Origin of the sequence: Paractinoplanes polyasparticus (genome assembly GCF_019710575.1) — a bacterium.
Classification (GTDB): domain Bacteria; phylum Actinomycetota; class Actinomycetes; order Mycobacteriales; family Micromonosporaceae; genus Actinoplanes; species Actinoplanes polyasparticus.
The window spans coordinates 36,991-50,588 of the sequence record NZ_JAHWFK010000066.1; the positions used below are offsets into that span (position 1 = coordinate 36,991).

Annotated in this window: 12 protein-coding genes; 6 read left to right on the forward strand and 6 right to left on the reverse strand. The window is 70.5% G+C overall.

All coding sequences use genetic code 11. The annotated features are described in order from the left end of the window. The first annotated feature begins 27 nt into the window (after nucleotides 1-27). From KXC43_RS46650 to KXC43_RS46670, 5 genes are all read left to right on the forward strand, one after another. Entirely contained in the window at nucleotides 28-522 is a 495-nt protein-coding gene (locus KXC43_RS46650; protein ID WP_221382731.1) for a TspO/MBR family protein, read from the forward strand. 70 nt (nucleotides 523-592) lie between these two features. Next, complete coding sequence (locus KXC43_RS46655) at nucleotides 593-2,377, forward strand: YncE family protein (protein ID WP_221382732.1); 1,785 nt, start codon at nucleotides 593-595, stop codon at nucleotides 2,375-2,377. Next, the gene (locus KXC43_RS46660) at nucleotides 2,374-2,817 is read left to right on the forward strand and encodes a sigma factor-like helix-turn-helix DNA-binding protein (RefSeq protein WP_438870957.1); all 444 of its coding nucleotides are present in this window, start codon (nucleotides 2,374-2,376) and stop codon (nucleotides 2,815-2,817) included. The genes KXC43_RS46655 and KXC43_RS46660 overlap by 4 nt, the downstream gene beginning before the upstream one ends. After that, entirely contained in the window at nucleotides 2,814-3,488 is a 675-nt protein-coding gene (locus KXC43_RS46665) for an anti-sigma factor family protein (RefSeq protein ID WP_221382733.1), read from the forward strand. Before KXC43_RS46660 ends, KXC43_RS46665 begins: the two co-directional genes overlap by 4 nt. A gap of 73 nt (nucleotides 3,489-3,561) precedes the next feature. Next, nucleotides 3,562-4,680 carry a DMT family transporter gene (locus KXC43_RS46670; RefSeq protein ID WP_221382734.1) on the forward strand — a complete coding sequence of 373 codons (1,119 nt, stop codon included), beginning with the start codon at nucleotides 3,562-3,564 and terminating at the stop codon, nucleotides 4,678-4,680. A 36-nt stretch (nucleotides 4,681-4,716) separates the two neighbouring features. Here KXC43_RS46670 and KXC43_RS46675 read toward each other — a convergent pair whose 3' ends face one another. Together KXC43_RS46675 and KXC43_RS46680 are read right to left on the reverse strand one after the other, a co-directional pair. After that, a complete protein-coding gene (locus tag KXC43_RS46675) occupies nucleotides 4,717-5,892 on the reverse strand; it encodes a zinc-dependent alcohol dehydrogenase (protein WP_221382735.1) in 1,176 nt (391 codons plus the stop codon). Then, nucleotides 5,889-6,431: an SRPBCC family protein gene (locus KXC43_RS46680; RefSeq protein ID WP_221382736.1), complete on the reverse strand. Its 543-nt coding sequence runs from the start codon at nucleotides 6,429-6,431 to the stop codon at nucleotides 5,889-5,891. The genes KXC43_RS46675 and KXC43_RS46680 overlap by 4 nt, the downstream gene beginning before the upstream one ends. Nucleotides 6,432-6,822: 391 nt before the next feature. On the opposite strand from KXC43_RS46680, the gene KXC43_RS46685 reads away from it, so the two are divergent. Next, nucleotides 6,823-7,929, forward strand: coding sequence for a hypothetical protein (locus KXC43_RS46685; protein WP_221382737.1), 1,107 nt, complete (start codon nucleotides 6,823-6,825; stop codon nucleotides 7,927-7,929). A gap of 30 nt (nucleotides 7,930-7,959) precedes the next feature. Here KXC43_RS46685 and KXC43_RS46690 read toward each other — a convergent pair whose 3' ends face one another. The 4 genes from KXC43_RS46690 to KXC43_RS46705 form a co-directional block, all read right to left on the reverse strand. After that, nucleotides 7,960-8,808 (reverse strand): GDSL-type esterase/lipase family protein, encoded by an 849-nt coding sequence (locus KXC43_RS46690; RefSeq protein ID WP_221382738.1) that lies wholly within the window; start codon nucleotides 8,806-8,808, stop codon nucleotides 7,960-7,962. Between the two features lie 44 nt (nucleotides 8,809-8,852). Further along, nucleotides 8,853-9,587 (reverse strand): cytochrome c oxidase assembly protein, encoded by a 735-nt coding sequence (locus KXC43_RS46695; RefSeq protein ID WP_221382739.1) that lies wholly within the window; start codon nucleotides 9,585-9,587, stop codon nucleotides 8,853-8,855. Further along, on the reverse strand, nucleotides 9,584-10,015 hold the full coding sequence (locus tag KXC43_RS46700) for a DUF2243 domain-containing protein (RefSeq protein ID WP_221382740.1): 432 nt from the start codon (nucleotides 10,013-10,015) through the stop codon (nucleotides 9,584-9,586). The genes KXC43_RS46695 and KXC43_RS46700 overlap by 4 nt, the downstream gene beginning before the upstream one ends. 133 nt (nucleotides 10,016-10,148) lie before the next feature. Continuing rightward, nucleotides 10,149-13,496, reverse strand: coding sequence for a CARDB domain-containing protein (locus KXC43_RS46705; RefSeq protein ID WP_221382741.1), 3,348 nt, complete (start codon nucleotides 13,494-13,496; stop codon nucleotides 10,149-10,151). Nucleotides 13,497-13,598: the final 102 nt, after the last annotated feature.

Below are 13,598 nucleotides of genomic sequence, written 5' to 3' on the forward strand. Positions count from 1 at the left end.
ATCGCAGATGGTGGGCATTGCCACGCTATGACCCAAGCCGCCCTACCTGTGAGTTCCCCGCACCGCCGTCGCCGGCTCGCGCTCGCCGGGTTCGGTCTGGCGGTGTTCGTGGCCGCCGCGATCGGCGGGCTCGGGGTCAGCGGCACCAGCGCCGAGTACGGCGGCCTCGAGCAACCCGCGTGGGCGCCGCCCTCATGGTTGTTCGGCCCGGTCTGGACCGTGCTCTACGTGATGATCGCGGTCTCCGGATGGCTGGTCTGGCTGCGCGTGGGCTTCACCCGGCCGCTCTGGCTGTGGTCGGCCCAGCTGGTGCTGAACGCGATCTGGACGCCGCTGTTCTTCGGCGCCGGGCAGTACGGGCTGGCCTTCGCCGACATCGTGCTGCTCTGGCTGCTCATCGGTGCGACCGTCGCCGTCTTCTGGCGGGTGCACCGGCCCTCGGCTGCGCTGCTGATCCCGTACTGGGCCTGGGTGACCTTCGCCAGTGCCTTGAACCTCTCGATCTGGCTGCTGAACACCTGAGCGTGCCAATTTCGGTCGGGGGACCTTCCTAAGTGGGCCTTCGTCACTGCAAGATGATCGCGGTGACACTATGAGTGATACTGGGCTACCGCAGAGCGTGCTGACCGAGATCGGCAGTCCGATCCGGGAGTCCCGGCTGACCGGGGTCGACGAGCTAACCCGGCTGGCCTGGGGCGCCGACCTCGAGCTGGCGGCGGCCGCCCGCCACGCCCTCCAGCAGATGACGGAGGACGACAGCCGCAGCGTCTCGGCCGCGGCCGTCGCTGCCCTGGAACGCACGGCCGTGCGCCTCGACCCCGAACGCATCGACTTCGGCACCGTCGCCGCCGAGACCCAGCGCCTGGTGGCCGAGGTGCGCGTCGACGGGCCGCCGCTGGCTGTCGCCGGGGCCACGGTCACCGTCTCCGGTCCCGGCCTGCGGGCCATGTTGAGCGACCGCACCCTGCGCATCATGTGGCTGCCCCGCTCCGACTGGCTCGACGGCTCGGTCACCGTGCGCGGCCCGGCCGGATGGGCCGACGTCCGCGTCACCGGCCAGGTCGGCGCCGCCGGCGCTCCCTTCGCCCCGGCGGCCGGCGCGGCCTACGGCACCTCCGGCGCCGCTTACGGCACCTCCCGCGGCGCCGAGCCCGAGGGTCTGCGCACCTACGACGGGGGAATGGTCGCCAACGGCTACGGCCCCTCGCGCGTCACCGTGCTGCCCGCCCCGCCCAGCCCCGGTCGCCGTCAGATCGGCACCACCGTGCTGGTCGCCATCCTCACCACGCTGGTCGTGCTGGGTGGCGCCGGCGTCGCGATGGCCCTGCTCAGCGACGGCCGGTCCGAGCCCCCGCCGGCGGTCGCCCTGCCCACCCAGCCGCAGCCCCAGCCGGCCGAGGTGTTCGAGTCGGCCGAGCCGGCCACCTCCGCGCCCGAGGTCACCCGGGTCCCGCTCGCCCAGCGGGTGAAGAGCGTGGCCAAGCCGCGGGTGATCGGCACGATCCGGGTCGGCGCCGAGCCCGAGGGGGTCGCGGTCGCGCCCGACGGCCGCACGATCTACGTGGCCAACCAGAACAGCCGCATCCTCTCCGTGGTCGACGCGGCCACCCGCAAGGTCACCCCGGTCGTCCTGCGCAACACCCCGCGCTTCGTCGCTGTGTCGCGCGACGGCAACACCGTCTTCGTCTCGATGTACGAGGACGACAAGCACACCGGCAGCGGCGTCGCGGTCGTCGACACGCGCAGCCGCAAGGTGCTCCGCTACCTCGACACCGGCCACATGCCGTACACGCTGGCCGTGGCCCCCGACAACAAGCTCTGGGTGCCGATCCACAGCGACGGCCGGCTCGAGATCTTCAGCTCGGGCACCCTGCGCATGGTCGGCGAGCTGCCGGTCAAGCCCAACCCGCACGCCGTGGGCTTCTCGAGCGACCAGATGCGCGCCTTCACCGCCAACCACGAGTCCAACGCGGTGACGGTGATCGACATGCGGACGAACGGCGTGCTCCGCAGCATCCCGGTCTCCCGGGCGCCGCACAGCATCGCCGTCTCGCCGGACGGGCGGATGGCGCTGGTCGCGGGCTACGAGGCCGACGCGGCCAACCTCATCGACACGGTCACCCTCAAGCGCAGCGGCCCGTTCAAGGTGGGCCGCGACCCGCAGAGCGTGGCCTTCTCGACCGACAGCCGCTACGGCTACACGGTCAACGAGGGCGACGGCACGATCTCGGTGCTCAACGGGCGTACGGGTGCGGTCACCGCGACGGTCAAGGTCGGTAAGAGCCCGCGCACGATCGGGGTGTCGCCCGACGGCCGGCTGGCCTACGTGTCCAACGGCGGCGACAACACCATCTCCATCCTGCGGGTGGGGGAGTGAGCCGACGCGATCGGAGCGCCGGTGAGGTGCTGGTGCGGCGGCTCCACGCCGAACACGGCGCGGCCCTGCTGGCGTACGCGACCAGGCTGAGCGGCGATCGGGCCGCCGCCGAGGACATCGTGCGTCAGACGTTGCTGCGCGCCTGGTCCGACCCGGCCGCCCTCAGTGCGGAGCGGGGGGCCGTACGCGCTCGTCTTTTCGGTGTTCTGCGCGAGGTCGCCGGGGCTCCGGCCGACCCGCTCCAGATGCTCGGCGCGGTCGGCACGCTTGCGCCCGAGGAACGCGAGGTGCTGAACCAGTTGTACGTCCAGGGGCGTGATGTCAAAGAGGCGGCAGCGTCGCTCGGTCTTCCGGCCGAGACGGTGAAGTCCCGCAGCTACCAGGCCCTGCGCCGGCTGCGGGAGGCGCTGGCGGCCGGTGTCACGACGGGAGCAGCATGAGCGGGCACGAGACCGGGCAGCTCGGGGCGTACGCCCTGGGCGTGCTCGACGACGACGAGTGGGCCGCCGTGCACGCCCACGTCGAGGACTGCCCGCAGTGCCGGGGCGAGGTCGGCGACCTGCGGGCGATCGAGGAACGGCTGGGCGAGATCCCACCCGAGGCCTTCCTGGAGGGCCCGCCGCCCGGCAGCGACCTGCTGCTGGCGCGAACCCTTTCCCAGGTGCGGCAGGAAGGCCGCGGCCAGGACCGGCGGCGCCGGGCTCTGTGGGCGCTCGGTGCGGCCGCGGCCGCCCTGGTGGCGGTGGCCGGCGGGCTGTTCATCGGCCGCGCCGGGGCGGACTCGCCCGACTCCGTGGAGCCGCCGCCCGTGGTCGCGGCGCCCCGCACGATCACCGCAACCGACCAGGTCACCGGCACGTCGATGAACGTCACGATCACCCCGGCCGTGGGCTGGGTGCGGCTGCGCGCCACGGTGGCCGGTGTGCCGGCCGGCTCCCAGTGCCGCCTGTTCGTGGTGGCGCGCGACGGCTCCCGCGAGTTCGCCGGAAGTTGGCTGGTCGGCGCGTCCGGCACCACTGTGGACGGCAGCGCCCTGGTCGCGCCGGCCGAGGTGACGGCGGTCCAGGTCGAGACGTACGCCGGGCAGGTTCTCGCCACTGCCCCTATCTAGAACCCCCGCCCGACGCCTATGCTCAGATCGTGATTGCTCGATCGACTCAGCGTCACCGCGTCGGGATCCGGTCATGACCGGGGCCGGCTGGGTCGCGCTGGCGATCGTCAGTGTCGGATCGCTCTGTTATGCGACCGCCTCGATCCTCCAGGGCGTGGGTGCCCGCCGCAGCGTCGGCACGGCGCAGACCATGGCCCATCCGCTCTACCTGGCCGGCATCTTCTTCGACATCCTGGCCTGGGTCGGCGCGATGATCGCGCTGCAGACCCTGGCCGTCTACGTGGTCGAGTCCGTGCTGGCCGGCTCGCTGGCCTTCACCGTGCTGGGCGCACGCATCGTGCTCGGCTCCCGTCTGCGCCGGCGAGACATGGTCGCCGTCGCCGTCACGATCATCGCGCTGACGTCCCTGGCGTTCTCGGCCGGCCCGCAGCATGCGGTCGACACCACCAACGAGCTGCGCTTCGCCCTGTGCGGCGCCGCGGCCGCGATGGTCCTGGTCGGCTATGGCGCGGCCAAGGTGGACGCCCCCGGCGGTATCATCGCGGCCTGCGCCGGCCTCTCGCTGGGCGGCGCGGCCCTGGTCGGCCGCTCCCTGCCGGTCCCCGAGGGCGCCGGCGCGGGCGAGGTGACCCTGTCCCTCCTCACCGAGCCGCTCTCCCTGGCCCTGCTGGTCTTCGCCGGCACCGGCATGACCCTCTACGCCCACGCCCTGCAACACGGCGACGTCGGCCCGGTGACCGCGATCCACTGGACGGCCGAGGTGATGGCGCCCTCGATCGTCGCCGTGGTCTTCCTGGGCGACACAGTGCGCGACGGCTGGCTGCTCCCAGCCGGCATAGCCTGCGCCCTCACCGTCGGCGCAGCGATCGTGCTGGCCACCGCCCCCGCCACGCACGCCACCCACGTCGAGGCCCCGGCCGAGGGCGAACCCGTCCCCGCCGGCCCGTCCGCCCTGCCCCCACAGCCGGTCCGCCCGGCCCTGGGCGCACCCCCACTGCCGGTGCTCGCCCAGCCCGCCGGCGAACGCATCATCTGGTGGGGGCCGCCCCCGATCTGGCGCCCACCGGACAGGGGCCGCCCGGTCGACCCGACCTACCGAGCCTTGGCCCTGCCGGCCGCCGCAGCCCCACGCTTCGTCTGGGCCGCCCCACCCGCACGCCGACGCGCGACACAGGGTGGCAGGCCCCAATAGGCCGGCGAGTCTGTTCGGGTCTTGCTCGGTGGGTGGTCAGGGTTTGAGGACGATCTTCTCGCAGTTGTCCTGCTTGTTCTTGAAGATGTCGAAGCCGTGTTCGGCTTCGTCGAGCGGCAGGGTGTGGGTGATGATGCGGGTCGGGTCGATCTCGCCGCGTTCGATGCGCTGCAGCAGGGGCTTCATGTAGCGCTGGACGTGGCATTGGCCGGTGCGCAGGGTCAGTGACCGGTTCATCCAGGCGCCGGCGGGGAACTTGTCCATCAGGCCGCCGTACACGCCGATGACCGAGACCACGCCGCCGCTGCGGCACGACATGATCGCCTGGCGCAGCGCGTGCGGGCGTTCGGTTTCCGAGCGGACGGCCTGTTTGACCCGGTCGTAGGCGGCGATGTGCGCGCTGCCGTGGGTGGCTTCCATGCCGACGGCGTCGATGCACTTGTCCGGTCCGCGCCCCCCGGTCAGCTCCAGCAGCGTCGACCGGACGTCGACCTCGTCGAAGTTCACCGGGGTGTGGCCGGCCTGTTCGGCCATCCGCAGCCGGTAGGGCTCCTTGTCGATGGCGATGACCTTCGCGGCGCCGAGCACCCGGGCGCTGTCCATGGCGAACTGACCGACGGGACCGGCACCCCACACCGCCACCACGTCGGAGGGCTGGATGTCGCACATCTCGGCGCCCATGTAGCCGGTGGGCAGGATGTCGGACAGGAACAGCACCTGCTCGTCGCTCAGCTCGGATTCGATCTTCAGTGGGCCGACGTCGGCGAACGGCACCCGCGCGTACTGGGCCTGACCGCCCGCGAAGCCGCCGGTCAGGTGCGAGTAGCCGAAGATTCCCGCGGTGGGGTGGCCGAACATCTTCTCCGCGATCCCGGCGTTGGGGTTGGTGTTCTCGCAGCAGGAATACAACTCGGCGGCGCAGGCCGCGCAGGCGCCGCAGGCGATCGGGAACGGCACGACGACCCGGTCACCGACCCGCAGCGTGTCCGCGGACACCCCGGAGCCCACCTCGATCACCTCGCCCATGAACTCGTGGCCCAGGATGTCGCCATCCTGCATCGTGGGGATGTAGCCGTCGACCAGGTGCAGGTCCGAGCCGCAGATCGCGGTCGAGGTGATCCGCACGATCGCGTCACGCTTGTTCAGGATCTTCGGGTCCGGCACGTCACGGACCTCGACCTTGTTACGTCCGGCCCAGGTGTTCGCCCTCATGCGTCCGCTCCCTTCTCGAGTTCGGCGTCCGACAGCGGCTGCGCCGGGCGCTGCGGGAATTCCTTGAGGGCCCGCTTGCCCCACGGAGCGCCGTCCGAGCGGACCACCTCGCCGGTCTCCAGGACCTGCTTGAGCCGGCGCAAGTCATCGTCGAGCTGCTGATGCGGTTCCTCACCGAAGTACTTCGCGACCGCCTTGCCGACCGCACCGCCCGGGATGTCGTACACCAGCACGACGTGCACCTCGGTGCTCTCCCCGTCCGGGGCGGGCACGAACCGGACCGTACCGGCGTTGGGCACGTCGGCGTTTGCGGTCGAGCGCCACCCGAGCTTCTCGCCCGGCGTCTCATCGATGATCTCCGCGTCCCACTCAACGTTCTTGCCGAACGGAGCGGCAGCCGACCAGTGACTCGTCCGGTCACCGGTGGAGCGGACCTGCTCGAGATGCGCCATGAACGTCGGAAGATTCTCCAGATCGCGCCAGAACGCGTACACCTCCGACGCGGATCTGCGGATGGTTGTCGTGGCCGTCAATTCCATGGGTCCTCCTTTGCGTCTGCCCCGCACCGTCGGCACGGAACCGATCTTCTTCGTCCTGGTGGCCCGCACGGCGGTCAGCAGGTGTAGCGCCGTGATCCCCGCGACGGCACCGGTGACAGCGACGAGCCGCCGGCGGCGGCTCCCGCCACGATGAGCGATGGCCCGGTGCACCGTGACCCGGGGCGCGTCTCATTCGAGGGGCCTACCCGTCGGGACACGGCCCAAACGGCTTTCATCCGGTAACGGATGAAGTGATCTTTCTGCCAGGTAAGACCCGAATAATCAGACCTTTGTGGAGTTGACCGGGTAGGCCTCCCCAGGTAGACCGGGGTTGTATCCGGGGCCGGAGGACCGTCGGTGCCGTGTCAGGCCGGCTACTAAGGAGCGATTGATGCAGGCTGAACCGCACCGTCCGGAGATCGTTGTCGGCCTGGTGGCGACCCCGCCTGACCACCCGGCCCGGGTGACCAGGCAGCTCCGCGCCGAGCTGGCCGACCGGCTGGCCGAGCGGGTGGACGCCAATGTGCGTTGGACTGTCCGGGATGGCTGGGGTGACGCGGCGCCGCGACGTGACGGCGGCGCTGACGCGCTGCTCGACGACCTCGCCCGGCGGCGTGCCGACGAGCGGTGGGACGTAGCGGTCTGCCTGACCGACCTGCCGCTGCACACCGATCGGGTGCCGCTGGTCGCCCAGACCTCCGCCCAGCGCCGAGCCGCGCTGGTGTCCCTGCCCGCGCTCGGGCTGCGCCAGTTGCCGGCCGTTCGAGCGGTCGTTCCGGATCTCGTGGGCCGGCTACTCACCGACGCCTCCGATGAGCGCGTGCCGCCGGACGGTCGGGAACCGGCCGAGCTGGCACGCCGGGTAACCGCCGTACACAGGGTTGACGGCGAAGGCGACGCCGGGGAGTTGCGCTACATCGCCTCGCGGCTGGCCGGCCGGGTGCGGCTGCTGACCGGAATGGTCCGGGCCAATCGTCCCGGGCGTGCCCTGCTGGGCCTGTCCAAACTGTTGGTCGGGGCGTTCGGCACAGCTGCGTTCGCGCTCACCACCAGCACGATCTGGAACATGGGCGACGCTCTCGGCCCGCTGCGCCTTACGGTGATCATGCTGCTCGGGTTGACCGCGCTGGTGGCCTGGTTGATCATCGCGCATGACTTGTGGGAGAAGCCGGACCGGAACACGCCGCCCGAGCTGGCCCGGATGTTCAACTGGGGGACCACCCTCACTCTCGGCCTGGCCACCGCAGTGTCCTATGTCGTGCTCTTCGTCGGAACGGCGCTCGCCGCGGCGTTGCTGATAGACACCTCCGTGCTGGAACAAACCCTGCAACGACCGGCCCATGTCACCGACTACCTGACTCTCGCCTGGATCATCAGCTCCCTGGCCACTGTCGGCGGGGCGATCGGCTCCGGGCTGGAAGACGAGGAAACGGTGCGGGCTGCCGCCTACGGATACCATCCCGAACCCGACGGCCGGCAGGACGAGAAAGACCGTTGATCCTGGTCGCAGGGCAGGCGTCCCGGGGAACTATTTGAAGGCGTAGGTGGCGTCGGCCAGTTGGGCCTGGCCCTCGACGTTGGGGTGGAAGTAGTCGACCTGGTTGACGAGGTCGAGGTTGAAGCTGGTCTCGTGCGAGTCGTTGTCCCAGCGGCAGCGGGCGCCGTACTTGTCGCAGGCCTGGCGCAGCTCGTCGTTGTAGTCGTTGATTCGGGACTGGACCTGCCGGCGGCGGGCGTCGTCGGACTCGTCGGTCGAGGTGGGGTCGGCCAACATCGACGGGCAGGTGTTCAAGCGCTTCCAGGCTCGTACGGCCTGGTCGTCCTTGCGGCCCAGCTGCCACAGGCGGTAGAGGTCGGGGACGCCCGCGACCAGCACGTCGGCCTTGGGCAGGCCCTTCTTGAGGCGGGTCAGCGCGCGGCCGACGTCGCGGCGGAAGGTGGTCACCGACGTCATCCCGGCCGGGGCGGGGGCGCAGGCGTCGTTGGCCCCGATCAGGATCGTGACGTACTGGGCCTTCATGTCGATGGCCTGGGCGACCTGGCCGGGCAGCTCGCCGGCCTCGGCGCCGGGTTTGGCGAAATTGCGGGCCTTGCCCTTGATCTTCGGGTTCTTGGCCAGAATGCGGCGGTAGTGGCTGTCGACCGCCTCGGCGGTGCCGGTCGACCACGAGTTGCGGCTGCAGGCGAGGAACGTTCCGCAGCTGCCGAAGCCGGCGGTGATCGAGTCGCCGAGCGCGGCCATCGAGGACGGATAGCCCTTCGACGGCGTGTCGGGCCCGGGGTCGGAACCGCCCCCCGCACCCCCGGCCCCGGCCTCGCAGGCCAGTGCGAAGACGGCGAGCGTGCCGAGCACGACGAGATGCCAGCGGCGGACCATCGAGCCTCCAGAGTGACGGAATGCAATCACTCAGGCACGATATGTCATGGTGGCGAGACGGTCAGCTTCCCGGGCGGAACGCGGCACGTTCGATCGGCGAAAACCCGCTGGAAGAAGAAGACGATCACCACGAGGTGCAGCAGGTCGCCGCCGTAGTACATGATTTGCGCGCCGGCCTCCGCGTCCGGTGCCGGCACCCCCACGGGCGGGTGGCCGTAAAGATATTTCGCCAGGATGCCGTGCGCGGCGATGAACGCCAGGAACACCAGGCCTCGGGTGCGCGGGCCGGGCCGGTGCGGCGCCGGGTCGCGCCCGATGATCGCGGCGGTGAGCAGGCAACCGGCCAGCAGCATGTGCACCGGCACCAGGGTGTGCAACCACGGCCGCGCCATGGCCTGTGCGTGCAGATCGGTCGTGTAGAGCAGCCACAGTCCACCGGCGTCGAGAACGGCAGCGGTCACGGGGTGGGTCAGGACCGACGTTGCCGGCGAACGCAGAACGCCCGCCACCCGGCGGGCCGGGCGCACCGGCAGCGCGCGCAGTAGCAAGGTCATCGGCCGGGCGAGCACCAGCAGGATCGGCGCGGCCATGCCGAGCAGCAGATGCGCGGACATGTGGGTACGGAAGTCGTGGTGGTTGCCCAGTCCGGCCGCCGCCGCGGTGGCCACGCCCGAGTACCAGGCGAGTGAGCGCCCGGCCGGCCAGTCGATGCCGCGCCGGCCCAGCCGGGACACCGCCAGGGCGTACGCGCCGGCCAGCGCGACCAGACCCCAGATCAAGCGGCCACCACACGGCGCGAACGGGCCAGCAGGACCGCCCCGGCGACGATCAGCAGGACGGCGACGATGTTCCAGGCCCAGTCGTACGCGGTCAGGTCCACCCCGTACCGGATCTGGTGCAACTGCATCAGCTTGTGCTGCACCGTCCCGTCGTACAGCTGGAAGGCTCCCGCCGCGGCCAGTAGCGCGCCCCACCACGGCCGGGCCTGGAAGGCGCGCCGGCGCCGCAGCGACGACAGCAGGAAGAGCGAAGCCACCGCCGCGAAGAAGCTGGCGGCGTGCAGGATGCCGTCGGAGACCAGGCCCACGGCGGGGGTCGACCTGTCGTAGAAGTGATGCCAGTGCAGAAGCTGGTGGAACACGACCTCGTCGACGGTGGTGGCGATGCCCAGCCCGAGCAGCGCCCCCGAGAGAACGTTGTCCTTCATGGCTGGTCCGGGTTCCCCCGAAGACCATGGGCAAACGGGGGCATGTCCGCGGGGAATGCGGGTATGCGGGCGCGGCGGTGCCGCCCCCAACCTCCCGGCCTGGGGACGGCACCGCACCATGGCGGATGAGGCGTCAGCCGCCGTTGATGACGAACTGCGAGCCCGGCTGGGTGACGATGTTGCCGTCGGCCGAGTTGGTGATGGTCACGTTGGTGAGGTTGGCGTTGCCGCGGGCGCCGCTCATCGCGAGAATGCCGGCCCCGTTGTTGCTCTTGTCGATGCGTACGTTGGTGATGGCGACGTTCGGCATGTTGCCGCCGCCCGTCTTGAACTGGATGCCGTCGTACGTGGAATCGAGGATCTCGGTGTCCCGGATGGTCACGCCCGGGATGTCCTTGCCCTGCGGGAACAGCGTGATCGCGCCGAACTCCTGGTCCTCGTTCCAGAACACCCCGCCGGCCCGGTAGAGGCCGTTGTTGGCGAGCAGCGTCGTCCCGCCGAACGGCAACGGGTCGTGGTCGGTCGCCAGCATGATGCCCGGGTAGTTCATCGTGTCGTAGATCAGGTTGTTCTCGGCCGAGTTGTTCGAGCCGCCGTAGATCGCGATCCCGTTGGCGCGCCACGGCAGCTGCACCGTGTTGTTGACGAAGTGGTTGTTGGACGCGACGTCGACCGACGTGTCCCTGACGCGCGGGTTGGCCCACACCGCCAGGGAGTCGTCACCGGTCGTCCGGAAGGTGGAGTTGAACACCCGGGAGTTGCGCGTGCCGTTGCTGAAGTTGATGCCGTCGGCGTACGTGTCCCGGATGCGCATGCCGCTGAACTCGAGCCCGTCGCCCGGGTTCCAGTAGGCCGGCGTGTCCGAGTAGTCGCGGCCGACCCAGGCGCCGACGTTGACGTGCTCGATCCACACGTTGCTGATCTTCGTGTTCTTGCCGAGCCGGCCGTTGATGCCGTGGCCGCGGTTGGCCCGGTTCGTCGTCATGCCGAAGATGGCCAGGTCGGAGATCTGCGTGTTGTCGTCGATGTCGAAGCCGACGTTGCCCTCGTGCGGATGGTTGATGTTGCCGACCACGTTCTGCGGCTCGGTGTTCGTGTAGAGCCGCGTGTGCCACATGCCGGCGCCGCGGACCACCACGTTCCGGATGCCCTTCTGGTTCCACTGGTTGCGGGTCGGGTCGGGCGACAGGATCTTCTGCTCCTGGCGCCACTGGCCGGCCGGGATCCAGACGCAGCTGATCACGCCGTTCTCGTCGTCGGTGACGGCCCGCTGGATCGCGGCCGTGTCGTCGACGCCGTCGTTCGGGACCGCGCCGTAGTTGGTGATCGACACACAGCCCGCGGGCTGGCTGAGCGCCGGCGCCACCTGCTCCAGGTCGATCATGTCGACGTAGTAGAACGACGCCGTGTCACCGGCGTCCCGCTGCAGCTTGAAGCGGGTGCCGGCCGGGTACGACGTGGACAGCAGCGCGTTCGACTCGTCGAAGAGCCGGCGCGCGTCGGCCGACGGCGTGTTCGACAGCGACTCGGTGTCGTCCGTCGTGCCGTAGAGCCAGCTGTTGCGCGACGACAGGGTCAGCTTCTGCACGAACTGGTCGTTCGCGTAGAGGCTGATCGTCGCGGTCTGACCGCCGCCGTTCGGGGCGTCCGGGATCGAGTTGCGCACGACGATCGAGTTGGCCTGGTTGACCGAGGTGAACTCGACGAACTGGCCGGTGCTGTTCAGGCGGACCGACTTGCGGCCGGACGACTCGGTGCCGAAGTTCGTGTGCCCGAAGGTCCGCAGCGCGTCCGCCTCGACCAGGGTGCCCGAGTAGCGGGCGGCTTCGGCCTCGTACGAGACATAGGGGGTCGCCGCGCCCCGGCCGACCACGATGGATTGCGTACGGGAGTTGTTGTTCTCGTTCGTCTCAGCGACCACATTCGTGGCGTCCGCGGTGGCCGTGACGGTCGCGCCGCCGCTGCTCGCCGTCCACGTCCCGACGTTCACGGTGACGGTCGCGCCGGCCGCGACGCTGCCGGTGTTGGCGTTCAACGTGGTGCTGCCGGCGACGACGCGCGTGACGCCGGCCGCGGCCGCGCTGGTGCCCCGGTTGTTGACCTGTACCGCGAAGGTGACCGACGTGCCCGCGGCGGGGTTGGACGGGTTCGGGGTGACGCTGAGGACCTGCAGGTCGGGGCCCGGCGCCTGGGCGACGACGAGCGAGGCCGGTGACGTGTAGGTGTTGTTGCTGTTGTCGGTCTCGGGCACGGTGTTGGCCGGGTCGACGACGGCGGACACCTGGTAGCTGCCCTGGCCGCGTCGTCCCGCGCTGACGCTGACGGTGGTCGCGGCGCCGGCCGCGAGGGCGCCGACGTTCGCGCTGCCGATGACGTTGCCGTTCAGGCGCACGTCGACGGTGGTCGCGGCCGAGGCGACGGTGCCGGAGTTCCGTACGGTGGCCGAGACGTTGATCGTGGAGGACTCGTCCGGGGCGGTGGGCGTCCACGTCAGACCCGACACGACGAGATCCGACGCCGGAGCCCAGGAGCCGAGGACCTGCAGCTCAGCCACCTGCGCACCCGGTGCGCCGGTGTTGCTGAAGACCTGCAGCTGCAGGTCGGCGGCCCGGCCGGTGACCGGGATGGTCACGGTGTTGCCGGAGCCGAAGGCGTAGTCGGCGCGCGCCTTCAGTGAGGTGAAGCCCGCAGCGCCCTGGGCCCGGCCGAGCACCTGGATCGCCTGCGTGCGCGGGCCCCAGGCCGGATCGGGGTTGAGCTTGACGACGACGCCGGTGATGTTGGCGTCCGACCCGAGCTTGGCCGTCAGCGTCGCCGGGAAGCCGTTGGACTCCCAGTAGCTGGCCAGGTTGTTGTCGTTGGCGTTGGCGGCCACGAAGTTGAAGACGTTGTTCGACGCCTCCATCGGCTTGCCCGCCGCGAGGTTGGCGCCGGTCGGCGGGTCCGGATCCGGGTCGGGATCGGGGTCCGTACCGGCCACGCCGTAGACCTCGAGCTCGGACAGCTGGCCCGCGGGCCAGCCGGTGTTGCCGGTGATGTTCACGCGGACGTAGCGGACGGTGGCCGCGGTGAAGTCGACGGTGACGGTGTTGCCGCTGCCCGGGTTGAAGGTGCGCCCGGCGCTCGCCGACAGCGTGCTCCAGCTCGAGTTGTTGGTGCTGCCCAGCACGCTCAGCGTCTGCGTACGGGTGGCCCAGTCGGCCGGCGGCGGCAGCTTGAGCTTGACCTGGTCGATCGCCACGCTGCTGCCGAGGTCGACCTGCACCCACTGGGGGAACGAGTTGTTGGGGCTCTCCCAATAGGAGGATGCGTTGCCGTCGGTGACGTTTCCGGCGCCGTACGGGCCGTTGACGCCGCTGGCGGTGGCGGCCTTGCCTTGCGCGAGGTTGGGGCCACCGGCTGCCTGAGCAGGGGTGGCCGAGATCCCGGCGGTGACCAGAGCGGTCGCCAGGATGCCGGTAAGGAGTCTTCGTCCTCTCATCGTTCCCTCTTCGTGTGCGCACGTGGCCGCCGGGCGGGGACCCGGCGACCACCGGGGGGACGGGGATGCCTGCCACGATTTTTCGCTGTGCTGCTGAGTTTT

What these genes read in the sequence shown, in the direction of transcription:
- KXC43_RS46650 (WP_221382731.1), top strand. Translation starts at nt 28, where the DNA reads ATGACCCAAGCCGCCCTACCTGTGAGTTCCCCGCACCGCCGTCGCCGG.
- KXC43_RS46655 (WP_221382732.1), top strand. Translation starts at nt 593, where the DNA reads ATGAGTGATACTGGGCTACCGCAGAGCGTGCTGACCGAGATCGGCAGT.
- KXC43_RS46690 (WP_221382738.1), bottom strand. Translation starts at nt 8,808, where the DNA reads ATGGTCCGCCGCTGGCATCTCGTCGTGCTCGGCACGCTCGCCGTCTTC.
- KXC43_RS46705 (WP_221382741.1), bottom strand. Translation starts at nt 13,496, where the DNA reads ATGAGAGGACGAAGACTCCTTACCGGCATCCTGGCGACCGCTCTGGTC.
- KXC43_RS46700 (WP_221382740.1), bottom strand. Translation starts at nt 10,015, where the DNA reads ATGAAGGACAACGTTCTCTCGGGGGCGCTGCTCGGGCTGGGCATCGCC.
- KXC43_RS46670 (WP_221382734.1), top strand. Translation starts at nt 3,562, where the DNA reads ATGACCGGGGCCGGCTGGGTCGCGCTGGCGATCGTCAGTGTCGGATCG.
- KXC43_RS46675 (WP_221382735.1), bottom strand. Translation starts at nt 5,892, where the DNA reads ATGAGGGCGAACACCTGGGCCGGACGTAACAAGGTCGAGGTCCGTGAC.
- KXC43_RS46685 (WP_221382737.1), top strand. Translation starts at nt 6,823, where the DNA reads ATGCAGGCTGAACCGCACCGTCCGGAGATCGTTGTCGGCCTGGTGGCG.
- KXC43_RS46680 (WP_221382736.1), bottom strand. Translation starts at nt 6,431, where the DNA reads ATGGAATTGACGGCCACGACAACCATCCGCAGATCCGCGTCGGAGGTG.
- KXC43_RS46665 (WP_221382733.1), top strand. Translation starts at nt 2,814, where the DNA reads ATGAGCGGGCACGAGACCGGGCAGCTCGGGGCGTACGCCCTGGGCGTG.